This window comes from Pseudomonas sp. Z4-7 (assembly GCF_051131965.1).
In the GTDB taxonomy this organism is placed as follows: Bacteria; Pseudomonadota; Gammaproteobacteria; order Pseudomonadales; family Pseudomonadaceae; genus Aquipseudomonas.
Genome location: NZ_CP071642.1, coordinates 2564314 through 2585153, shown reverse-complemented (window position 1 = coordinate 2585153; position 20840 = coordinate 2564314). Strand labels below are relative to the sequence as shown.

The 20840-nt window shown below is 57.5% G+C and carries 22 protein-coding genes and 2 pseudogenes; 9 read left to right on the top strand and 15 right to left on the bottom strand.

What is annotated here, in order from left to right:
- Window positions 1-26: 26 nt before the first annotated feature.
- A pseudogene (locus tag J3P91_RS11940) lies at window positions 27-389 on the bottom strand (response regulator); the annotation flags it as partial.
- A 97-nt stretch (window positions 390-486) separates the two neighbouring features.
- Between J3P91_RS11940 and J3P91_RS11935 the strand changes: the two are divergent.
- Entirely contained in the window at window positions 487-753 is a 267-nt protein-coding gene (locus J3P91_RS11935) for a PepSY domain-containing protein (RefSeq protein WP_048722823.1), read from the top strand.
- On the top strand, window positions 753-1304 hold the full coding sequence (locus J3P91_RS11930; protein ID WP_434604342.1) for a cytochrome b/b6 domain-containing protein: 552 nt from the start codon (window positions 753-755) through the stop codon (window positions 1302-1304). The genes J3P91_RS11935 and J3P91_RS11930 overlap by 1 nt, the downstream gene beginning before the upstream one ends.
- A gap of 22 nt (window positions 1305-1326) precedes the next feature.
- Here J3P91_RS11930 and J3P91_RS11925 read toward each other — a convergent pair whose 3' ends face one another.
- The 5 genes from J3P91_RS11925 to J3P91_RS11905 form a co-directional block, all read right to left on the bottom strand.
- A complete protein-coding gene (locus J3P91_RS11925; protein ID WP_434604339.1) occupies window positions 1327-1626 on the bottom strand; it encodes a hypothetical protein in 300 nt (99 codons plus the stop codon).
- A 114-nt stretch (window positions 1627-1740) separates the two neighbouring features.
- The gene (locus J3P91_RS11920) at window positions 1741-2160 is read right to left on the bottom strand and encodes a group I truncated hemoglobin (protein WP_434604337.1); all 420 of its coding nucleotides are present in this window, start codon (window positions 2158-2160) and stop codon (window positions 1741-1743) included.
- The gene (locus J3P91_RS11915; protein ID WP_434604335.1) at window positions 2160-3023 is read right to left on the bottom strand and encodes a DUF3034 family protein; all 864 of its coding nucleotides are present in this window, start codon (window positions 3021-3023) and stop codon (window positions 2160-2162) included. Before J3P91_RS11915 ends, J3P91_RS11920 begins: the two co-directional genes overlap by 1 nt.
- 5 nt (window positions 3024-3028) lie before the next feature.
- Window positions 3029-5386, bottom strand: coding sequence for an EAL domain-containing protein (locus J3P91_RS11910; RefSeq protein ID WP_434604333.1), 2358 nt, complete (start codon window positions 5384-5386; stop codon window positions 3029-3031).
- Window positions 5370-6053: a methylamine utilization protein gene (locus J3P91_RS11905; protein WP_434604331.1), complete on the bottom strand. Its 684-nt coding sequence runs from the start codon at window positions 6051-6053 to the stop codon at window positions 5370-5372. The genes J3P91_RS11910 and J3P91_RS11905 overlap by 17 nt, the downstream gene beginning before the upstream one ends.
- Before the next feature lie 279 nt (window positions 6054-6332).
- Here J3P91_RS11905 and J3P91_RS11900 point away from each other — a divergent pair, with 279 nt between their 5' ends.
- From J3P91_RS11900 to J3P91_RS11890, 3 genes are all read left to right on the top strand, one after another.
- Window positions 6333-6875, top strand: coding sequence for a DUF3455 domain-containing protein (locus J3P91_RS11900; RefSeq protein WP_434604329.1), 543 nt, complete (start codon window positions 6333-6335; stop codon window positions 6873-6875).
- A gap of 111 nt (window positions 6876-6986) precedes the next feature.
- On the top strand, window positions 6987-7541 hold the full coding sequence (locus J3P91_RS11895; protein WP_434604327.1) for a sigma-70 family RNA polymerase sigma factor: 555 nt from the start codon (window positions 6987-6989) through the stop codon (window positions 7539-7541).
- Window positions 7538-8260 (top strand): anti-sigma factor, encoded by a 723-nt coding sequence (locus tag J3P91_RS11890; protein ID WP_434568851.1) that lies wholly within the window; start codon window positions 7538-7540, stop codon window positions 8258-8260. The genes J3P91_RS11895 and J3P91_RS11890 overlap by 4 nt, the downstream gene beginning before the upstream one ends.
- A gap of 91 nt (window positions 8261-8351) precedes the next feature.
- Here J3P91_RS11890 and J3P91_RS11885 read toward each other — a convergent pair whose 3' ends face one another.
- The 3 genes from J3P91_RS11885 to J3P91_RS11875 form a co-directional block, all read right to left on the bottom strand.
- Window positions 8352-8714 carry a response regulator gene (locus tag J3P91_RS11885; RefSeq protein ID WP_305495236.1) on the bottom strand — a complete coding sequence of 121 codons (363 nt, stop codon included), beginning with the start codon at window positions 8712-8714 and terminating at the stop codon, window positions 8352-8354.
- A 26-nt stretch (window positions 8715-8740) separates the two neighbouring features.
- Window positions 8741-10183: an ATPase domain-containing protein gene (locus tag J3P91_RS11880; protein WP_434605097.1), complete on the bottom strand. Its 1443-nt coding sequence runs from the start codon at window positions 10181-10183 to the stop codon at window positions 8741-8743.
- 192 nt (window positions 10184-10375) lie between these two features.
- Window positions 10376-12028, bottom strand: a complete 1653-nt coding sequence (locus J3P91_RS11875) for a RopAA-2 (protein ID WP_434604325.1) — start codon at window positions 12026-12028, stop codon at window positions 10376-10378.
- 345 nt (window positions 12029-12373) lie between these two features.
- Here J3P91_RS11875 and J3P91_RS11870 point away from each other — a divergent pair, with 345 nt between their 5' ends.
- Window positions 12374-12901 carry a MarR family winged helix-turn-helix transcriptional regulator gene (locus J3P91_RS11870; protein WP_434604323.1) on the top strand — a complete coding sequence of 176 codons (528 nt, stop codon included), beginning with the start codon at window positions 12374-12376 and terminating at the stop codon, window positions 12899-12901.
- A 3-nt stretch (window positions 12902-12904) separates the two neighbouring features.
- Window positions 12905-13072, top strand: a pseudogene (locus J3P91_RS11865) (IS66 family transposase); the annotation flags it as partial.
- On the opposite strand, the gene J3P91_RS11860 reads toward J3P91_RS11865, so the two are convergent.
- On the bottom strand, window positions 13057-13245 hold the full coding sequence (locus J3P91_RS11860; protein ID WP_434605095.1) for an aldo/keto reductase: 189 nt from the start codon (window positions 13243-13245) through the stop codon (window positions 13057-13059). The pseudogene J3P91_RS11865 and the gene J3P91_RS11860 overlap by 16 nt on opposite strands.
- Before the next feature lie 161 nt (window positions 13246-13406).
- The gene (locus J3P91_RS11855) at window positions 13407-14003 is read right to left on the bottom strand and encodes a flavodoxin family protein (protein ID WP_434604321.1); all 597 of its coding nucleotides are present in this window, start codon (window positions 14001-14003) and stop codon (window positions 13407-13409) included.
- A 114-nt stretch (window positions 14004-14117) separates the two neighbouring features.
- Here J3P91_RS11855 and J3P91_RS11850 point away from each other — a divergent pair, with 114 nt between their 5' ends.
- On the top strand, window positions 14118-15023 hold the full coding sequence (locus J3P91_RS11850; protein WP_434568855.1) for a LysR family transcriptional regulator: 906 nt from the start codon (window positions 14118-14120) through the stop codon (window positions 15021-15023).
- Here J3P91_RS11850 and J3P91_RS11845 read toward each other — a convergent pair.
- The gene (locus J3P91_RS11845) at window positions 14980-15525 is read right to left on the bottom strand and encodes a YkgB family protein (RefSeq protein WP_434604320.1); all 546 of its coding nucleotides are present in this window, start codon (window positions 15523-15525) and stop codon (window positions 14980-14982) included. The two genes, J3P91_RS11850 and J3P91_RS11845, sit on opposite strands and share 44 nt — an antisense overlap.
- A 222-nt stretch (window positions 15526-15747) precedes the next feature.
- On the opposite strand from J3P91_RS11845, the gene J3P91_RS11840 reads away from it, so the two are divergent.
- Complete coding sequence (locus J3P91_RS11840; protein WP_434604318.1) at window positions 15748-16743, top strand: MBL fold metallo-hydrolase; 996 nt, start codon at window positions 15748-15750, stop codon at window positions 16741-16743.
- Between the two features lie 17 nt (window positions 16744-16760).
- Here J3P91_RS11840 and J3P91_RS11835 read toward each other — a convergent pair whose 3' ends face one another.
- The 3 genes from J3P91_RS11835 to J3P91_RS11825 all read right to left on the bottom strand — a co-directional run bounded on the left by J3P91_RS11835 (window position 16761) and on the right by J3P91_RS11825 (window position 20753).
- Window positions 16761-19151, bottom strand: a complete 2391-nt coding sequence (locus J3P91_RS11835; RefSeq protein WP_434604316.1) for a TonB-dependent siderophore receptor — start codon at window positions 19149-19151, stop codon at window positions 16761-16763.
- 119 nt (window positions 19152-19270) lie between these two features.
- The gene (locus tag J3P91_RS11830) at window positions 19271-20251 is read right to left on the bottom strand and encodes a FecR domain-containing protein (RefSeq protein ID WP_434605093.1); all 981 of its coding nucleotides are present in this window, start codon (window positions 20249-20251) and stop codon (window positions 19271-19273) included.
- Window positions 20238-20753: a sigma-70 family RNA polymerase sigma factor gene (locus J3P91_RS11825; RefSeq protein ID WP_434605091.1), complete on the bottom strand. Its 516-nt coding sequence runs from the start codon at window positions 20751-20753 to the stop codon at window positions 20238-20240. Before J3P91_RS11825 ends, J3P91_RS11830 begins: the two co-directional genes overlap by 14 nt.
- Window positions 20754-20840: the final 87 nt, after the last annotated feature.

Genomic DNA, 20840 nt, shown 5'->3' with positions numbered 1-20840 from the left:
GGGGGAGAAAAGTTGAGGGCATTGGTCCCATACAGCGCGCGGGACAGACGCTCGCGGGTCACCACTTTGCCGGGGCGCACCATCAGTTGGTGGAGCAGTTGGTATTCCATGGGGGTGACGATGACGTCCGCATCCTGGTAGCGCACCTGCTGAGTGGCCGGGTCAAGTCTGACGCCGTGTTCAAGCATCGGTTGCGCGCGGCCCTGGCTGCGGCGCAGCAAGGCGCGCGCGCGGGCCTTGAGTTCTTCGACGTCGAAGGGTTTCACCAGGTAGTCGTCGGCGCCAGCGTCGAGCCCAGCGATGCGTTCGGCGGTGCCGTCGCGGGCGGTGAGGACCAGCACCGGTAAATCGTGCTGCTCGGCGCGCAGTTGTTGCAACAGGTCGAGGCCGCATTTCAGCACAAATGTTACGGCTCGTTGCCAACTAAGGCTACCCTAAGGTTGGTTTCGCACTGTTCAACTTCCCACCTCCACTGAGAGCTTTTCCATGCGCAAAATTCTCCTGTTGTCCCTGATTATCGCCAGCCCCCTGGCTGTCGCCGGTCCGCAATGCACCACCGCGGAGCGTTCGCAATGGCAAGACGAAAAAGCCTTCCAGGACAAGCTCAAGGCCGAAGGCTACGAGATCAGCAAGTTCAAGGTGACCGATGGCAACTGCTACGAGATCTACGGCTTCGACAAGGACAAGCGCAAGGTCGAAATCTACCATGACCCGGTCACCGGCAAAGCCGTGAAGACCGAGATAAAAGGCTGATGCCAGGCGAATCCTTACGCCTGTGGGACCCGTTGGTGAGACTGTTTCATCTGTCTATCGCCGGGGTCTTTGTCGCCAACTACTTCTTCAACGAAGCAGGCGACGGCTGGCACGTCTGGCTGGGCTATTACGCCATGGCCTGGCTGCTGGTACGAACGGTTTGGGGATTTGTCGGACCACGCAGCGCACGGTGGGCGGACTTCTGGCCCACGCCAGAACGTCTGGGTACTCACGTGCGCTCGCTGCTCAACGGTCGGCCACAACACCGCCTGGGCCATTCGCCAATTGGCGCGCTGGTGATGTTGTCGATGTTGCTGGCATTGCTGACTATCGGCATCAGCGGCTTCCTGATGCAGGAAGTCGATGCCCTCTGGGGCGCCGATTGGCCGTTGCAACTGCACGAAACCGCCGCCAACACGCTGCTCGGTCTGGTGTGTGTGCATGTGCTGGCAGCCGTTTTTGAAAGTATCCAGGTCCGCGACAACTTGCCGTTATCCATGCTCACCGGTCGCAGGAAGCGCCTGCCGGACGAACGTGCGCAGAACATTTAATGACGCCGAGCTTGCAGGGTGACTATTGATAGGTGTCCGCTTCCTCAGCCGGATAAAATTCGCCCTCCTTCCCGATCTTGTTCAGCCGTTCGCGGGCGATCAGCTCAACGCTGGCCACGGCGGCCTGATCGTCAGGGTTGACCAACTGCAAGCACAGGCGCCGGACATTCTGATCGTGGGTGCCCTCGCTGAGCATTTCGTGGGTGAAAACCTGGGCACCACGCCATAGGCATAGCTGAGTATGAGTCCCACCGAGCCATATCTCGTTGAATGGTCCAAGGTCGGTGGTAGCCAGCTGATCCACGGTGATTGTCTTATCCATTGCGCTGTACCTTGCCAATGAGTAGATACAGGTAGACTTACAGGCGCAGCGGGTCGTTCCCAGCGTCTGACGAAAGCCCAAGACAGGTCTGGCTTAAAACACGGATTGAATCCCTTACTTCTCGATGATCTCGCCGCGCATCGGTGCCAGCCGTGCGATCAGCCGATTTTGCACCGGCACCGGAACACGCTGTTCATCCATTGCAGCAATCAGGTCTTCAACCAAGGCATTAAAATCACTGCGGCTGATGTTCTGCCCCTTGTGACTCTCGGCCATGCTGTCACCGGTGTAGGTGCAGGGGCCGCCGGTTTCTAGGCAAAATTGCTCGATCAATTTGTCGCGCAGCCGCTCGATATCAATCTTGCGAAAGCGCTCTACGATACGTTCATCACGCGCGATGTTCAGCAGCATGCCCTCGACGATCCGGGTGATCCCGGCCTGTGCGCCGAGGTCTTGATAGAGCGAGTCGTCCCTGGACAAGGGTTGTGTGCAGGCGCTCAACAGCCCGATCAGCACCAGCAGGACAATGCGCATCAAAAACTCCCCTGCACCGAAAGATATGTGCCGTTCTGGCGGTCGAGCGTCGCGATTTCGCCCAGCCGCGCGTAGGCCAGCACCACCGACAGATGTTTATTGGGAAAGTAACCGACGAACAGATCAGCCCAGTCACTTTCCCCGGCAAAGGACAGGTTGTCCGGTTTCTGCCGATACTCGACGCCCAGTGCCCAGCGCGGATTGAGCAGCACCGCCAGGGAGCCCTCCTTCAGCACGCTACGAGTGTCGCGACGGTCACCGCCGAACCCGAGCAACCCCAGCTCATTGGCACGGCTGTAGCGCAGGCTGCCATTGAGCAGCAGGTTGTAGCCAAACGCCCCGCCCATGAATAACCGACTGGCAGCCAGATAGCCTTCGATGTCGCTGTCCCGCCTGGCGCCGACCAGGCTCGGGATCAGGAAGTTGTTCTGGTGTTTGTACTCCAGACCAAGGGAAACCTGCGGCAAATCGTCGTAGATCACGTCACCGAACAAACGCACCTTCATGGCAAAGATGTCTTGGCCGAGGTTATCGTCGGGCAGGTTCAGCTTGTTCACCAGCGAACCCAGGTCGAAACGCTGCCGGGCAAACGACAGCTCGACCCGGTTGTCGTAGGCCACGGCCAGCCCGGCGACATCCAGCCGATAATCCGGCAGATTGACCGAGGTCGCGAACGCAGTCGCCCCCCATTCGTTTTTTTCGCCGTAACCGGCCAGCACTGCCCACGGCGTGATCCCGCCGCCGGCGGCACCCTCCAGGCTGCTGGCGCCACCGGTCGCGATCAAACGCCCGCCGTCGGCAGAAACGACCTGAAGGGCGAGTCCTGTGCAACAGGCGATCGATAGCCACAAACGTGAACTCATGATGTTCAATGAACCAGCGAAGAATGAAGATTCAAAGGCAACGCCACCCAGGCCTCGAACGCCGCGGCGGTCAGCGGTCGGCTGATCAGGTAGCCCTGCGCGGTATCGCAATGCCAACGCTCGAGTAATCTCAGGCTGTGTTCATATTCAACGCCTTCGGCAACTACCTTGAGCCCCAGGTTATGACTCATTTCGATGGTCGAGCGGACAATTACCGCATCTTCGCTGGTGTCATGCAGGTCTCGGACGAACGACTGGTCGATTTTCAACTCTTGCACCGGCAGTCGCTTGAGGTGCGCCAAGGACGAATAGCCGGTACCGAAGTCATCCACCGACAGACTGATGCCGCAATCGCGCAACAGATGGAGGTTCTTCAAGGCCCGCTCGGGCTCGCGCATGACAGCGCTTTCGGTGACTTCAAACACCAGCTGCTCGGCTGGTAGCCGATGCGTGCGCAGCAACGCCACCACCCGAACAGGCAGATCGTCGCTGATCAGGTCTTCGGCGGATATATTCAATGACAGTTGCAAGCGTAACCCTCGCCCATTCCACTCCGACAGCTGGCGCATGCCCTCGTTGATCACCCAATGGGTCAGCGCCTGAATGCTTCCGGTCCGTTCTGCCAAGGGAATGAATTCGGCTGGAGAGATCGGGCCCAGTTGCGGATGCTGCCAGCGCAACAGGCCTTCAGCCTGGCGGACATGACTCTTCAGAATGTCCATCTTGGGCTGGTAATGCAGGAGCAGCTCACCGTTGTTCGCCGCGTGGCGCAAGTCTCGAATCAGGGCGATCTGGCGGCGGTGAGCCAAATCACGCCCGTGCTGATAAATCTGTAGATGACCCGGCATCTGCGCCGCGTCTTTCATGGCGATGGAGGCGCGTTCCAGCAGGGTCTGCGCGCTTTGCCCATCCGCCGGGTAGGCCGCTATTCCAAGCCTGCAGTCCAGGGCCAGGTCGTGGCCGTTGATGTGCTGGGGCTTGAGCAATACTTGCTGCAACCTGTCCGCCAAGGCGACCGCCGCATCGCTGTCCATCCCATCGAGCAGAACCAGGAACTCCTCGGCGATCAGATGCGCCACGGTGTCGCCAGGGTGCAACAGGGCTTGGGTTTGCTGGCCGGTCTGACGGAGCAGCCGGTCGACCGTTTCGGGGTCGACCGTTTCGTTGATGGCCCGCAGGTTATGGATGCCCATGCAGATCAGGGCGATCGACCGGTTGGCGGCAATTGCACTGCCCAGGCGCTCCATGGCCAATGCGCGGTTGGGCAAGCCAGTGACGGGGTCATGGAGGGCGTTGTGCGCCAGCTGCTGCTCCCGCTCGGCAATGCCGCTTTGCATCGAATTGACGGCTTTGGCCAACACCCCGAGTTCATCCTCCCGCTCCAATACCACGGGGGTCTGGTAATCGCCTTGACCGATGCGCTCCGCCGCGAGGGCCAGTGACTTGACCGGACGCGACACACCTCGTGCCAACAGCAAAGCGCCGACCAACGAGGCGATCAGTGCGACCAGGGTAATCGCCAGGATTTTTTCGTCCAGCGGAGCAAACGCTTGCATGGCCACGTCCAGCGGACTCTGCAAGAGTGCTATTACTTGCCCATCGTATTCGTTCGAACCGTCAGCCAGCAGCAAAAACTGACTGAGGAAATTGCGATCCAGGTGCTCCGTCAGTACCGCGCTGTTGCGGTTGGACGAGTTGAGCATCAAGCTGGAGACAGGCCCGCGCAGAACGTCTGGTTGCGTGCTGACAAGCTCACCAGGCCGTTGTTGATCAACGGCAAGAAACGAAACCTCAAGGTTGGTAAGTGAGCGCAACTCATCGGCAAAGGCCTTGTCCATGCTGAAACCCATCACCACCCTGGCAACAGGCAGAGGTGCGAGTACGGGCGTTTCCACCAACAGATGCGGTTTACCCTGCAACGGTACGATTACCATGGCCTGGCGCGCACGTTGTGCCAGGCGCAGCGCGCCATCGTACTGGAACAATGAACCTTCCGGCATGTTGTCGAGGGTACTGGCGAGCACCTCGCCGTCCATGCTCAGCAGAATCATGTCGCTGGCATTGATGCGCTTGCCATGGTTGACCAGCACTGAACGGATGGTTGCAGCATCCCGGCTGGCCACCGCTTCGCGAAAGCCGAAGTCGGCTGCCAATAACTGCACGCCATCGGCCAAGCGTCGGCCCTGCACTTCCAGCAGCCGCTCGAAGACGCGCGTACCGACGTCCAACTGCGCCTCGGACTGGCTACGCACCGCAGAACGGGTCGCCGCATTGACGCTGAAATACAACACGCCGATCACCCCCAGCGACAACAGGATCATCACCGCTGCGACTTGCGCCTGGAAACTATTGCGCAGCTTCACGAGCCGCTCGCTTGAATGTATCGCCGAAGGCACTCGAAGCCGGAGCGGTTGCGGGCTGCTCAGGTAAAGGCTCCAGCGTCAGGGTGTAGTTCTGCTTGAGGCCGGCCGCAGGAAGTTTCACAGAACCGGCATCGATCGGTTGCATCCCCTTGAGCCGGGGATGCCAAAGCGTCACGCGGTAGTCGCCGACTGGCAAATCGTTCAGCACCACATTGCCTTGGGCATCGCTGACGGCAAAACGCGGATCGTCGGTGACAAAGACGTAGCCGAGCATCCGGTCATGGATGTTGCAGCCCAATACCACCACGCCGGGCTTATCGAACAGCACCGGCTCGGAGGGGGAGCCCTCGTACAAGCGCAACTCAAAGCGCTTCGCCGGCGAAAACGAGTAGACCTGATGGCGGATGTTGTCGCTGTTGGGGAATTTGATCGGGGTGCCGGTGTGCACCGCCAGCACATGGGGCGCAAATTGCTGGTTGCGCTGATCCATATTGGCGGCGGGAGGCGCCAACGGCGCACCTATCGGGCCTTGCAGCGTGACCACCGCGTCGGGCAGCCGCTGGCCTGTGCCTTCGTGCACCGCCACATCAAGCTTGGTCACCCCCGCCCACCCGACAGGGCACGCGAACAGTAACAGCAGTGCAAAAAGCGGGTTATTCCTGGACATGCCCATTCCATTAAAAACGAGGGTGAATCGTCCTGGTGACGAGACTCCTGATGGCGGCATCGGCAGTCACGCACTGATCGCCCATTTACCTAGGTATCGACCGCGCAGCAAAAACCTGAACAGGCAGGCCCGACATGACCGACTGCCGGCCCTGCGAGCCCCGCTGAAACGGCCGTTGATATTTTTATTCAGCCAAGTGCATCCAGTCCGCGTTCCAGAGGGTAGTACATGTAGCGGCCATGAACCGCTGCGCTGATCAAATCCTCAGGAGAAGCTTGTATGAACGCTAAACGATTGTTCCGCATTGTCGGTACTGCATTGACTGCCAGTTGCCTGTTCGTCGCGATGCCTGCTGCTTACGCGCAAGCAGGCTTGCCTGAAAGCATCAAGGTCCCGGCCGGGCACAAGGTCGCGCTCGAAACTGCAGGAGTCGGAGAAATCACTTATGAATGCCGTGACAAGGCCAATGCCACAGGGCAGACAGAATGGTTCTTCATCGGCCCGAAAGCGCTGCTGAACGACCGAAGAGGCAAGGCTATCGGCACTTATTTCGGACCACCTGCAACATGGCAAGCCAACGACGGTTCCAAAATCACCGGAACCCAATTGGCGGTCGCATCGGTCAGCCCCAAAGACCTCCCCTTGCAGTTGGTCAAGGCCAACCCCGCCGAAGGGAAAGGCGCAATGAGCGGGGTCAGTTACATCCAGCGGCTGGCCGTGAAGGGTGGCGTAGCGCCGATGGCCGAATGCTCCAGCGCCAACAAAGGCAAGCGTGAGGTAGTGAAGTATCAAGCCGACTATATATTCTGGGCTGCCCAATAGATCACGCTCGACGGCCAGTGGTCAGGGCAAAGTCGGCTACTCTTCTCCCATGAATACCCCCTTGCCTCCGGGCTTGGGGTCATGTTGCTGCCAATGGCTGGAAACCTGTCCTTGCCCGAACCTTACTTCGACTATGAAGCCCACCTTGCGGCCTGCGCCCAAGGCGACCAACAGGCGTTGCGCGCCTTATACGATCAGGAAAGCGCACGCGTGATGGGCGTTGCTCAGCGAATCGTGCGCCATAAGGCGTTGGCGGAAGATATCCTCCATGACGTCTTCATCAAAATATGGACTCGCGCCGCCAGTTTCGACCCGACCAGAGGCTCGGCCCGTGGCTGGATATTCAGCATAACCCGACATCTGGCCCTCAATGTCGTGCGTGACAACGCCAGGCAAATTCAGCTCGACGAGCACAGTGAAATGGCCTCGGACGCTTTGGCGTCCGTTGACGCGCCAAACAGCGACACGTTTGAGTACCTGACTCGTTCAGGTCGTATCTATACCTGCCTTGAACGATTGGAGCCGGCCCGGCGCAACTGCATACTTCATGCGTACGTGGACGGTTATTCACATTCCGAAATATCGAAAAAAGTGGGCGCACCGCTGGGAACCGTAAAGGCGTGGATCAAACGTAGTCTGGTGGCGTTGCGGGAGTGCATGGGATGACGACGAGCGCAGAGGATGATCTTCCCGAAAACATCGAAGAACTGGCGAGCGAATATGTGTTGGGGACATTGCCGGCCAATCAGCGCAAGCAGGTTCGACAGCGTCTCGCGCAAGAACCCGCCCTGCGCGACGCGGTCGATGCCTGGGAGCAGCGCCTGGCTGCCTTGACTGAGCAGGCAGAACCGCAAACACCTGGGCCCCTAGTCTGGAGGCGTATCCAGAACAGCCTGGACAGTCATGGCCAGCGAGCGCCGAATGCCCCACGGTCGAGATCATTGTGGAATTTTCTTCCGTTATGGCGCGGGCTCGCCGGGGCAGGCATCGTTGCAACATTGCTGCTGGGAACGCTGCTACTGACGCGCACGACCGCGGTCAGCCCAACCACTTACCTGGTGGTGCTGGTAGCGCCGCAAAACCAGGCACCTGGATGGGTCATTCAAGCGACCGACTCCAAGGAAATTCAACTTATACCGCTGGCGGTGGCTCAGGTCCCCAGCGATAAAGCATTGCAATTCTGGACCAAGGCGGATGACTGGAAAGCGCCGGTATCCCTGGGTTTGGTCCGGCCTGGACAAACGCTGTCGGTCCCGCTCGATAAGTTACCGCCGTTGGAGCCCCATCAACTTTTTGAACTGACTCTTGAAAGTGTCAATGGCTCGCCGACCGGAAAACCCACAGGGCCGGTGCAGTTCATCGGCCGGGCCGTGAAAGTCCTCTAGTACCCTCCTCAAATCATGCAGCCCGCGCTGATCACGCTGGGCATCGGTGGGCACTCGATAGACTCGCTCTCGTGACGCCTACCGGAACGAACTACTGCGCAGACAAGAGCTTTTTCACTTCTGCGATGATGGCGCCTATCTCGAATGGCTTTGGCAGGACTGCATCAAACAAATCCGATCTCTGCATACCTATGTGCGCCTGAGCACCGCTCATGAGGATGATTGGCAAATGATTGACGGACGGAAGTGCTCGCACAGCCGTGGCGAACTCCAAGCCGTCCATGACGGGCATCATGAAGTCGGTAACAATCAACGCTGGACGCTCCCTTTCGAGAACTTCGAGTCCCTTTCGACCATTGCTGGCTTTTACGACCATGAAGCCTTCATCCTCCAGCGCGAAGCTGAGGATGTCAGCGATCAGATACTCGTCGTCGACGACCAGGATGGTGGTCATGTTAATTTTTCAACCTGCTCAAAGACTTATGAAATCGAACCAGGCAAGGACTCAGTGGCAACTGAAGGTTCATTCCTCAAAGCCTTTTTCAGGAAAACATCTTGATCACGAATCACCACCTCGAATCGCGAGGGGTCATAGGAGCTATCTCGTACCTTAAGAATGGAAAGCGTCCTGCTTAGTTCAGCGCGATTCTCAAAGAAACGCATCAGCATCAGGTTGTCGACGATGCTCGACAGGTCGGAGTTCGGTGAGCTGACCTCAGAACCGAACAGGTCGCGCATTTCCCAGGATGCAAATACCGTAACGCCTCTGGAGCGCAGCTCATTCATGAGCGCACTGTAGAAATCGGTAATCCGTCCCGGATTTGTCGAAACGCGTGTCATCCCGCTCAGACTGTCGATGAACAGGCGTTTGATACCCTTTTCCTTGACGATGCTCAGCAGTCTTGAGCCGAGTCCATCCAGCAGCCCTTCGGTGGTTGGCTGCCAGACAATGCTCAACGCCCCGCTCTCCTCCATGGCTTCGATGTCGATGCCCAGTGAGGATCCTTTCAAGCGCAGCCGCTGTGGGCTCTCATAGAACCCAAAATGCAAGCCTGGGGCATCAGGTGTGGACTTGGCCAGGAATTTGAGACCCAGCGTGGTCTTGCCGATCCCGGAGGGTCCCATGACCAGAGACACACTGGAGCTGTGCAGTCCTCCGCCCAATATATCGTCGAGCGAATCAATCCCACTGGCGATGCGCGTCATGTCCGCACTGTCGGAAGAGGAAGGACGGCTGTACAGGCTCTCGAGACGCGGATAGACAACCAGGCCGTCATCAGTGATTTCACATTCGTGAAGACCGGTCAGCGCGCTGCTGCCTCGCGTCTTGCGTAGTTGTATACGTCGTACGGAACGAGTGCCGAACAGCTCCTCTCCCATTTCGATCACACCATCAACCATCGTGTGCTCTGGGCTACCGTCGTCAAGCCGTGAACTGGTGAGGAACAGTACGGTACATCCGGCAAACGCTGCGTGGCCTTGCAACTCCAGGATAAATTTCTTGGTGTCGATAGGCGAATCGGCTTTGGAGCGCGCATTGAGCAAACCGTCGACGACCATGACCGTAGCCTTCTGCCGACTGATCTCACGCCGAAGCAGTTTTACTACTTCATCGAGACCTTCGTTTTCCAACGTATCGAATGCGCTGACGAACTGGATTTCAGCGCCCACTTTGGATGAGTCGAAAAAGCTCAGGGTAGAGAGAAACTGAAAGAGACGGTCGTGCGACTCGGCCAGCAGTGTGGCGACTAAAACCCGGCCTCCATTACGCACGTGATGGAATCCAAGCTGATTGGCGAGGATCGTCTTGCCCGAACCTGGACGACCTTGAATTATGTATGAAGCACCCGCGACCAGCCCTCCGTTAAGCAGAGCGTCGAGCCCTTCGATTCCGCTTTGAAGGCGTTTTAGCTTTTCCACAATGTGACCCTGATCTAAAAAAACAGGCTTTTAAGCCGGATGAATGAAATGCTAACGCCAATTCGAATTCGAGGCCATTCAGGTAGATAGAAAGTAGACGTGGAAGATCGTTCGCTTTGGGTCGTAAGTAATCATCAGCAATGTCCGGTCCCTGGACATCAAGGAAAAACTGAAGTGAGCGCCAAGGAAAGGCTGCTAGACGATATCTCCGTCATCCTGGGCAGTCGGACGCGCAGGTGCTGAGGAAGACGCCTGGACCTGCGTACCGGCGAGCGGCTGCATGGGTATGCTCTGACCTTGAGCGGCCTGGCTTTGAGGGGTGGCCGCGGAGCGTTGCCTCAGGGCTCCAACGCTTTTATTCCAGGCTGACTGGGAAGTGGTGCCAATGGCGCTGGCAACGCTAGTGACTCCATCCCCTACCGCTTGAGCTGCATTTTTTGTGTGGTGGGTCGCTGACACAGCTGTCTCCTTGGCAAATCTGGCGCCGGTGAGCGATGTCTTGAGCGCAAGCTCGCCGCCCTTGACCGCCACCCTGCCCGCTGCATCTGCGCCCCCTTCTACCGCTTTTGGTACATGGGCATCGACAGCAGCGGTGGCTTTTTTCGGCACGGATCCACCTAGCGAGGCGCCAGCTGCCCACAGCCCGAAAGCCAGGGTACCCAATACGTTTTTTACACCCTCCGAGGCTGCGGTAGCCGCCATTTTTCCCAGCTCCGTGGACTTCGCCAGGTTGGCTGTGGCGGTTGTAGCCGCGCCCATTGCAGAAAAACCGCCAATCAGCAGACCATTTCCTACAACACTGACCGGGTCTACTATCTCTTTCAAGGCATCGCCGCTGATGACCGCATTCAGCGCCGTCGCCGCGCCTTCACCCAGCCGCGCGGAGACCATCTTGACCAGGGCAGTGGCATCGAGATCCTTTAAAGTCTCGAAGTCATCCAGCCATTCGGTATCTTGATCAATAGGCTTATGAGCCTGCCCTTCCGGTACAGCATCTCGACGACCATAGAGCATTGCAGGGTCAGCCAAATGGTTACTGCGATCACGGCTCACATTGTAATGCTCGATTGCAATACCCACGATGATAGCCGTGACCGGTCGTAGGGCGGGTTGCAGGATTGCATCCAGTTCCTCTTTGCCAGCAGCCGTCATGGCAAGCGTTGATGCGTACATTGCAGTGTTACGTACCGCAAACCCGGTAAGCCATTTATTAGCTTCGTCGAAAGCATTACGCAATGGACCTTTGTCCAACGCCAGCAGCTTTTCCGCCACCGATGCTTGAAGCGCCGGATGCAGCGTATTGCTCTCGGGTTTAAGGTAATAACCAGGCTTGAAGCCCGCGATCGTCTTGTTACCGGCAGCATCCGCCATACCGGCATACAAGCATGACATAGCGTTCTCTATAGCCGCTTGGCGTACCGTATTGGCATGCTGGCCCGCTACCTGAAGGATCGACGGTTTGAAATTACCGGCCTCGGTCAGCGCCGCAAAGGGCGTCCCACCCATCCCTGACTTTATGGACGCAAACAATCTGTCGGCCCTGGCTGCGTTTTTTTCCGCCTTCTCCATGTCATGGACGGTATAACCCCCGGCCTCCAGCCGTTGGGCACGGTCATCGCGAATGGCGTTCAGCTCCGCGTTGCGGGCGCTTGAAGCAGGGGCAGCGGGTTGATCGGAGTCAGCTTGTGTTTCAAGGTGAGCCTCGAAATGGTTATGAAGCCGCGTGCGCATTGCTACCCCGATATCGCCGAGGACCGGAGAGTGAGAGGCCCGCGGTGTTGTTTCCTGCTGTATCTCATCAGGTGCACGGGTCAGCCCGCGGCTTGCACCTACATTAATCGTATCCATGGCTTTGTCCCCTTGGCATCGGCAGATAGATGAATGCGAATGACCCCGGTATGAGCGGCGACATCCTCACACCTGAGTGGCCGTACCGGAAGAAGCGTTCCAAGGATGTAATAAATTTGAAAAACCGACGGTCACAACTGAAAGACTGACCGTTCTATTTTTTTTCATCGTAGAAGGCGATGCGAAGGCCAGGCTGGTCCTTGGACACAAGAATGTCGATGCGATAGCTAAAAGTCGCTGAGCAATGGAGCTACTGATAAGAAAGAACCTGTGGCTTTCCCCCAAGACGGGCCCTTCTCATCTGAAAATCTTGCATTCCATGCGCGATGCACACATATTTAGCCCATGAAAGATATGAAACTCGAAAACATAGTTGGGGCGCTGTCGCTGGCGATTTCTGACTCTATCCACCAAGGCACTCAAGACCAAGCTCCGGAAGTTGGTCCGGCAGCTGCGGCTATTGCCTTGCTCGGTCACGAGCCAGGCATGTCCATAGAGCGTTTGAGGCGAGCCTTGGGATTGTCTCATCCTGGAGCTGTGCGCCTGGTTGATAGGCTGGTCACCCAGGGTGTAGTGGAACGTAGACAAGCAGACGCTGATCGGCGTGCCGTTGCGCTCCACCTTACTACCGCAGGAAATGCGAACTGTGCTGCCGTGCTAGCGGTCCGCCAGGAACGTATAGCTCGTGTATTGGAAGTGCTTGATCCGGATGAGCGCGAACTCCTCGGACGGATAACCGAAAAGCTACTCAACGGCCTGGTGAATGATCTCGATCAAGGCTATTCGGTATGTAGATTGTGCGACCCTGCGTCTTGCACGAATTGTCCAGTCGCAGATGCGTTGAATGAAAATCCCTGCACTAGCCATCTCTAAGACTGGAAGGGCAAGTTGGTCTGTGATGATTCTGGTGGCTACAAAGCCAGCTTCGAACTCGGGGTGACCGACATCGGCTGTGTGGCCCATGCGCGGCGCAAGTTCTTCGAGTTGCACGCTGCCAACAAGAGCACGCTCGCCGAGCAGGCCTTGCGCTATATCCAAACAATTGGGCTGAAAACCAAATCAGACCATGGGTTCTTGGGCGCAAGAACTGGCATGCGCTCCGATTGACCGAAAGAATAAATATCGCCGGTGTCTATGAAGTTGATCCCTTGCGCCAGAGCGTGGGCGATCAACTTGTTGGCTTCGCCCTGTTCAACCGCGCCGATTGCAGCCCACATACTCGCGTTGGCATTACCACCGAGCGTCATCGTGCCCAGGCACAGCTCGGATACATACAGGCCCGTACGGCCAAGTCGCTTGTATTTCATGACTTCTCCTTCGAGATCGATGGATGAAAATGAGCACAGCAGCGGGCCAGTATCGTCGGCGCGAGTGGACATCAGACAGACTGAGATTTACCGGCTCGGAACTGTCCGGCAATCAATGCGACGCGCGCGCCATACAGACGCGCGGTCTCCAGATCTCCCGATGACATCTCGTCAGGAGAGGCATCCGCCGGCGTCTGTGCCATGGGCGCGATATAAGAACCCATGCGGTTCAAATCGTCGCGTTTCGACGCCTTGACGTTCGCTTGTTTGATGTCCAGACCAACCCAGATCCCGGCGTGCTGCCCAGAGAGCAGGAAGAAATACTCAAGAGTATTGAGCTTGTCGCCGTTGATGCTCGCGCTGTTGGTGAAGCCGCCAAAAATCTTGTTTTGCCATGCGCCTTCGAACCAGGGCTTGGAAGAGGCGTCCGCGAATTTCTTGAACTGCCAGCTAGGGCCGCCCATGTAGGTAGGCGAACCGAAGACGATTGCGTCTGCGTCTGCGAGTGTTTGCCAGGCATCCTCGGGAATATTGCCCTCGGGGTCGATTGCAACCAATACAGAGTCGGTGCCAGCGCCTTCGGCGACGGCAGCTGCCATTCGTACGGTGTGGCCATAGCCTGAGTGATAAATGATGACCGTTCGGATTGGCGTGGAAGTTGAGTTCATGAGTGCTCCCTTACAAGTTCTGGAGTTGTTGACAACCTGAGAGTTACTCTACTGAGTCCAAAATTAGTTATAAACCATCCGAATCCGAACACACTGTTATCCAATCGGTGAACAATGCCCAATCTTCAGGCACTTTTGATTTTTGCCCGCGTTGCGGAAATGATGAGCTTCACGCGTGCCGCTGAAAGCCTGGGAATCCAGAAGGGACGGGTGTCGACGGTGATTCGTGAGCTGGAACGGGACATGGGCGCGACCCTCCTGCACAGAACAACACGCAGCGTGCAATTGACCGAAGACGGTCGTAGTTTTTATGCACGTGCTCGTGACCTGCTGGCCGAAGCTCAGGACGTGCAGTCCATGTTCGCGAACAGCGGCGCCCCTCTGAGGGGGAGATTGCGCGTAGATATGCCGACTGAGTTGGCAAAGACCGTCGTGATTCCCGCTCTGCCGCAACTACTCAAGGCCAATCCTGAGTTGGAGCTGGAACTATCCAGCACGGATCGCCGTGTCGATCTGGTTCAAGAAGGGTTTGATTGCGTGATTCGTCTCGGGCCGATCATGGACGACAGACTGATCGCCCGCTCGCTCGGCAAACTGCGCATGATGAACGTGGCGAGTCCAGGCTATCTGGCAAAGTACGGCATACCGCAAACACTCGATGACCTCCTCATCCAGGGTCACCAGATGGTTCACTACACGCCGACACTCGGCGCGCGACTCGCTGGTTGGGAATATCCGGAGGGAGACAGCTACGCATCACTTGCGTTGCCAGGGGCGATGCAAGTGAATAACGTGCAAACCTATCATGCTGCGGGCCTGGCGGGGATTGGACTGATTCAGGCCGGTTATCTGGCCCTTGCGCACCACATCAAAAGCGGCGATCTGGTGGAAATTCTGCCCGATCTACGACCAGAGCCGCTGTCGGCGTCGCTCGTAGTCGCGCATCGGCGTAACCTTTCCCAACGCGTCCGGGCCTTCATGACTTGGATTGAGAGTGTATTGGAACCCTATTTTGATTAGCCGCTAGAGTGGGCAACATACGCTGCAGCCCCTCGGTGAGGATCACCAGGCTCACCCCTAACAACGCAACGTCTTTTATCAGGAATGTGCCCAGGAAGTTCAGCCATGGAAAACCTCCCGATCCGGCCTCCCATATTGGCAATACCAACATCATGGAAATGGTCGTAAAGAAGGTCAGCGATGCTAACAACCCACCTGCGATAGCTGCTCGAGCAGACCAGGGTGAAGCGATGAGCAGCAATGCAGTCAGTATCTCGACTACACCTAATAAGTACGAGGTACCGGCTTCGCCAAGAACTGGATAAAGCCAGGCCAGCCACGGGGTGCCACTGATCAGGGGTATAAGTACCTGCACTTCGATCTGCGTGAACTTGAGTAGACCAATCATTAGCAGGGGAAGAACAACGCCGGACAAGACAATTGCCCGATTTACGTTCTCGAGTCTCGAAATACTGGAAGTGAGAGCAGCCTGGCTGCTGGTGACGCTCGTGATGTGCTGCATGGGATTCTCCGATTGCCGATATGTGCTCGAAGCATATATCAGCGATTGGCAAAATGCATGCGTCACGCATATAATATTTCGCTATGAAGCCTAAGCATGTCGTAGATACAGCCGGTACTGGCTATTGAGCGGCTAAGGCGTAGGCGGTGCCTCACACTGGACGCGCTTTATCTACCTTTATCGCAGCGATCACTGATGGTCATACTCACAAAGGTACTCATCATGCATAACCACGCGCGGTTCCATCTTGCGCCCCTACTGACAGCCGCCCTAGTCACGGGTGCAACCTACTCACCGTCGCCCACCGCAGCGCAAGCGTCACAAGCATCGACCGCAACGACGGCACCGTCCCATAAACCCGCACTCGCAGGCATCTACGCCTTCAATCTGGGCAAGTTCCGCATCACCGCACTCAGCGACGGGACGCTGCCTCTCGATCTACATCCGCTGCTTAGAGGCATAAGCCCAAAGCAGATCGACGCAATGCTGCAACGCGGGTTTGCTCGCAACCCGCTGGAGACGTCTATCAATGCCTACCTCGTCGATACTGGTTCACATGTAGTACTGATCGATACCGGTGCCGGTGAATTGTTCGGTAACGTTGGCGGCAAGCTACCCGAAAGCCTGGCGGCTGCGGGCTACCAGCCGGCACAGATCACCGATGTGCTGATTACCCACATCCATACCGATCATTCCGGCGGCCTGACACGCGGCGGCCAGATGATATTTCCCAATGCGACCATCCACGTCGGCCAGGCCGATGTCGACTTCTTCCTGGACCGCGCCAACCTGGACAAGGGGTTACCGCCGGCTTATCTGGAGCAAGCGCTGAAAACGGTTGGCCCGTACCAGCGCGAAGGCAAGCTGAAGCCATTCGCAGCCGAATCCGAAATCCTCCCGGGAATCACCGCCATTCCCACGCCGGGACATACGCCGGGCCACAGCTTTTTTCGGGTCACAAGCGAAGGCGAGAGCATCGATTTCTGGGGCGACATCATGCATGTCGGCCTCATCCAGTTCTCGCGGCCGGAGGTGACAATAACCTTCGACGTCAATCAGAACGCCGCTCGCGCCCAGCGGCTACAACAATTCGAGGCTGCCGCGAGTGAGCAACGGTTGTCAGCAGTGGCTCACTTGCCATTTCCGGGCATAGGCCACATCAGGCGCGAAGCCGGCAGGTATGAGTGGGTACCCGTCCAATACCGCAATCGCGACTGAAGGCCTTACACGCCTGTTTACCAGTTGTAACTCACCTTGGCGGTAATCTCGCGACCCGGGTTGTAGAAGTTCGCTGTGCCGGAACCGACCACGTGCTGCTCATCCAGCAGGTTGCTGACGTTCACCGCAAGGTCGGTGCCCTTGGCGATCTTGTAGTTGAAGGCGGCGTCGAACAGCGTCGTGCCATCGCTTTTGCCGGAGTTGGCTGCATCGAAGTAATAAGAGCCTACGTAGCGCGCACCCAAGCCGACGCTGACATCAGTACCGGGCACGTCGTAATAACTCCAGAGCGAAGCGGAATGCTTGGGCGCCGTGGAGAACTCATTACCTTTCAGGGAGCTGCCGTCGTACAACGAACCGCGCAGTACCTCGGACTCCATATAGGAATAGCCGCCTATCAGGCTGATGTTCTGCGTCACCTGCGCCTTGGCCTCCAGGTCGAGGCCACGCGCCCGCGATTCGCCCACCGTCTGTTGCTCGATGATGCCGCTCGGCAGCACCACAGCGATGGTGACGTTTTCCTGGGTCAGGTCATAGACGGCTGCGGAGAACAGTGCGTCCATTCCCATCGGCGCATACTTCACGCCCACTTCGTACTGCGTGCCCGTCTGCGGGGTTACGCCAACCTGCGGCGGCGAGACGGATTCCACCATGCTCACATAGGTGGACACCTCGTCGTTGACGATATAAGTCAACGCACCTCGGTAGGAGGTTTCGGAGAAGTTGTCCTTCTCAGTGGATTGCAAGCCTTTGCTGGTAAGGTCCATCGAGTCGTTGCGCATACCCGCGGTGACGATGAAACGCTCGTAGAACGACAGGTTCTGCTGAAGGAATACGGCCTTGGTGGTCGCGTCTCGCTTGTTGACGGCATACGGCGTGATTGAGCCTGGGACGCCAGTAAACACAGGATTTTTGATGTCAATCGGGGTCGTCATGGCGTAGACCGAGCTTTCCTTGGTGGTCGAATCGAGGTACTCCACGCCCACCAGGCTGCTGCTGTCGATGTTCTCGAAGCGGGCATCGTATTGCAGCATCAGATTGCCGTTGAACTGGTCGGCCTCAGTGTCCGTTCCAAACAGATACCGGTCGACGGTAGTACCGACACGTGCAGCGCTGTCGCTGAGGTAAACGTAGCCAAAATCATCGGTCAATTTGCTGTAACGCAGATTGCTGCGCAGTACGAAGCCGTTGTCGAAGTCATGGGTGACGTTACCGCTGAGGCTGGTGCGCTCGACATCGTGAAAGTTGTAGCTGGGCTCACCATAAAACTTGCTGCGGTCGTACTCTTTGTCCAGCGGATAGCCGCCACTGTTGGGCGAACTTTCAGTTTTCAGATAGTCCAGAATCACGGTGGCTGACGTGTAATCCGTGGGTGCCCAGGTGAGGCCACCCATCACCAACCGGTTATCGTCCTGTGAGTGGTCGTACTCGCGGTCGCTGTTCTGGCCTTTGGCAGTAAAGCGGCCAGCCAAGGTTTTCTCGTCATTCAGCGCATCCCCTACATCGATGCCTGTCTCCACATGGTCAAACGAACCGTAGGTCACGTAGCCTTGGCCAAACTGCTCGAAGCGCGGCTGTTTGGTCACGAAATTCACCGAACCGCCCGGGTCCGCTGGGCCAAACAGCGTGGAGTTGGCGCCACGCAGAATCTCTATGCGTTCATAAGCGAACGGATCTTCGCGTACGCCGCGCATCGAACTCAAGGTCAAGCCGTCACGGTAGGTGGTGGCCTGGAAGCCCCGGATCTGGAAATAGTCGTTGCGGTCATCCGTGCCATAGAAATCACTGATCACGCCCGGCGTGTATTGCAGCGCCTCTTCCGTGGTGCTGACGCTGCGTTGCTCCATTTCCTTGTTGGTAACAACCGACACCGATGCCGGTGTATTGAGAATGCTGGTTGCCACCTTGCCGCCAACCCAGAGCTCCTTGGCGACTACCGAATTGGCGTCGTCGTCGGCACTGACCCTGACCTTTGCATTGATGATGAGGGGTGCAAGGCGGTATTCCTCGACGTCCGTTGCGTCGAGCTCCAGCGGGCCAGCGGGCTTTGGTTGAGGGAGCAGTAGATAGGCATTCGGGCCTTGCTGTTCGATTTGCAATTCGCTCCCCTGCAGCAACGATGACAGCGCTGCCGACGTATCGAGCGTGCCATTCACGCCAGCAGTGGTGCGGTTCGCGACACTTGACGCGTCGAAGGAAAGACTGATGCCAGCCTCGCGCGCAAAGCGGTCAAGCGCTGGCGCCAGTGGGCCGGCAGCGATGTTCCACTGCTTGACTGGGTTGCTGTGGTCAGCGCTCGATGTTTGCGCCAGCGATGGCAATGCATAGCTGCTTACGATCAAACCCAAAATCGCAGCGTGCAAGGCACGATTTAATGGATGGCGCTGTGAAACAGGGGACGAACTCATTTTCTCGCTCCAAGAAAGGACATCGGCAGACTGGCCTGTATTCCGGCCTTCCTTAGAGGTCGAACGAGAATGAGAAGCTACCTCATTATTTTTCAGCTAGCACAAATTTTTTGATGGGCTCAGGTGGCAGCGGTCACGGTCACCCAATAACGGGTCCGATAATCAATGTTCAAGTGCAGTGATTGCGCGACCAATGCCAGGACCTGATCGTTGTCGGCGAGCTGGAAGGTGCCGGAAACGCGAAGATCAGCGACCTCTTCGGCGCAGCGCAGCACCCCGGGGCGATAACGCGACAACTCCACGATGAAATCATTGAGGCGCATATTGCGCGCACTGATCACCCCGTCCCCCCAGCTCCATAGATCCAGGCCGTTGTCCCTGAACATTCGGGTGCCACTTGATGAGAACAGCAGCTGGCTTCCTGCCTGGACGCTGCGGCTCGCAGGAGTTTGACTGGAGCCGGGGAAAACCGTGACTGATCCTTCCTGAGCCGAGACCAGAGTGCCATCATCCAGCTCGCGTGCCAGGAAGCGGGAACTCTGAGCGCGCATGATCCCGTCACGTGACTGCACCCAGAACGGTCGCGCTTGAGGCGAGTGTCGATCCGCGCCGACATTCACGATGATTTCACCACGTCGCAGGATTATCAGGCGTCGCTGGGCGTCGAAATCGCTGTCGACGGCGCTATCGCTATTGAGCTGGATCAGGCTGCCATCATCGAGTTGGAAGCGTCGTTGCTCGCCGGTACTGCTGCGCTGCTGCGCAAGCATGGCGGGTACGGGCGTATAGTCCCGGCCGAGCCAGGCTGACGTGCTTACAGTAGCCAATAGGCCCAGTAGCTTCAGGCTTTCCCGCCGCCGCATTCCATGATGGGTACCCTCAAGGGTTTGTCGGGCCAATTGAGCTGGCACGCCTGAAAATTCATCCCCGAGCGTTTCCACACGCTGCCACGCCAACACATGCTCCGGGCACTGCTGCAGCCAGTGCTCGAAAGTGCGCTGTGTTTGTTCATCGGCTTGATTGAAGCGAAGGCGCACCAGCCATTGGATCGCCTGCTCGACAATGGCCGGATCGAGCGCCTGCGGCTCATGCCTCGACATAACGCAAGCGATAGCAGTGCTGCAGGGCCGTGGCCAGGTCGCGTTCCACTGTCGCACGGGAAACACCCAGCTTTTCGGCTATTTGCGCGCAGGTCAGACCGTCGAGTCGGGCAAATAAAAATGCCTGGCGAACTCTGGGTTTTAGCATACCGAGCATGCGGTCTATGCGCTCGAGCGCATCAAGAATCAACAGCCGGCTTTCTTCCGAGGGGACCTCGTGCTGAGGCAGTAACGTGACGCTTTCCAGGTAGGCACGTTCGAGTTCACGACGACGATACTGATCGATCATCAGTCCGCGGGCGATACTGCTCAAATAGGCGCGTGGTTCGCGCAAGGGGCTGGACTGGCGGGATTTGAGCAGACGTACAAAGGTGTCCTGCGCCAAATCTGCTGCGTTATCGCGACATCCGATGCGTCGGACAAGCCAGCCGTGTAACCACGAGTGGTGGGTTCGATAGAGCAGCCCTAGATCTGCATTACCTAGCGTTTCATCGCTGCGCATCGGAATCCCGGCAAGTACATGATTGATAATTAATCGCATTCTACTCACGCGATAGGCCTTAGGCAAACTTGGCTCATCAAGCCTTCA

Excerpts from the sequence above, each read along its gene's own strand:
- J3P91_RS11915 (WP_434604335.1), bottom strand. The coding sequence starts at position 3,023 with ATGAGTTCACGTTTGTGGCTATCGATCGCCTGTTGCACAGGACTCGCC.
- J3P91_RS11930 (WP_434604342.1), top strand. The coding sequence starts at position 753 with ATGCCAGGCGAATCCTTACGCCTGTGGGACCCGTTGGTGAGACTGTTT.
- J3P91_RS11890 (WP_434568851.1), top strand. The coding sequence starts at position 7,538 with ATGACGACGAGCGCAGAGGATGATCTTCCCGAAAACATCGAAGAACTG.
- J3P91_RS11875 (WP_434604325.1), bottom strand. The coding sequence starts at position 12,028 with ATGGATACGATTAATGTAGGTGCAAGCCGCGGGCTGACCCGTGCACCT.
- J3P91_RS11835 (WP_434604316.1), bottom strand. The coding sequence starts at position 19,151 with ATGAGTTCGTCCCCTGTTTCACAGCGCCATCCATTAAATCGTGCCTTG.
- J3P91_RS11840 (WP_434604318.1), top strand. The coding sequence starts at position 15,748 with ATGCATAACCACGCGCGGTTCCATCTTGCGCCCCTACTGACAGCCGCC.
- J3P91_RS11905 (WP_434604331.1), bottom strand. The coding sequence starts at position 6,053 with ATGTCCAGGAATAACCCGCTTTTTGCACTGCTGTTACTGTTCGCGTGC.
- J3P91_RS11855 (WP_434604321.1), bottom strand. The coding sequence starts at position 14,003 with ATGAACTCAACTTCCACGCCAATCCGAACGGTCATCATTTATCACTCA.
- J3P91_RS11825 (WP_434605091.1), bottom strand. The coding sequence starts at position 20,753 with ATGCGCAGCGATGAAACGCTAGGTAATGCAGATCTAGGGCTGCTCTAT.
- J3P91_RS11925 (WP_434604339.1), bottom strand. The coding sequence starts at position 1,626 with ATGGATAAGACAATCACCGTGGATCAGCTGGCTACCACCGACCTTGGA.
- J3P91_RS11850 (WP_434568855.1), top strand. The coding sequence starts at position 14,118 with ATGCCCAATCTTCAGGCACTTTTGATTTTTGCCCGCGTTGCGGAAATG.
- J3P91_RS11900 (WP_434604329.1), top strand. The coding sequence starts at position 6,333 with ATGAACGCTAAACGATTGTTCCGCATTGTCGGTACTGCATTGACTGCC.
- J3P91_RS11920 (WP_434604337.1), bottom strand. The coding sequence starts at position 2,160 with ATGCGCATTGTCCTGCTGGTGCTGATCGGGCTGTTGAGCGCCTGCACA.
- J3P91_RS11830 (WP_434605093.1), bottom strand. The coding sequence starts at position 20,251 with ATGTCGAGGCATGAGCCGCAGGCGCTCGATCCGGCCATTGTCGAGCAG.
- J3P91_RS11935 (WP_048722823.1), top strand. The coding sequence starts at position 487 with ATGCGCAAAATTCTCCTGTTGTCCCTGATTATCGCCAGCCCCCTGGCT.
- J3P91_RS11870 (WP_434604323.1), top strand. The coding sequence starts at position 12,374 with ATGAAAGATATGAAACTCGAAAACATAGTTGGGGCGCTGTCGCTGGCG.
- J3P91_RS11885 (WP_305495236.1), bottom strand. The coding sequence starts at position 8,714 with ATGACCACCATCCTGGTCGTCGACGACGAGTATCTGATCGCTGACATC.
- J3P91_RS11845 (WP_434604320.1), bottom strand. The coding sequence starts at position 15,525 with ATGCAGCACATCACGAGCGTCACCAGCAGCCAGGCTGCTCTCACTTCC.
- J3P91_RS11860 (WP_434605095.1), bottom strand. The coding sequence starts at position 13,245 with ATGTGGGCTGCAATCGGCGCGGTTGAACAGGGCGAAGCCAACAAGTTG.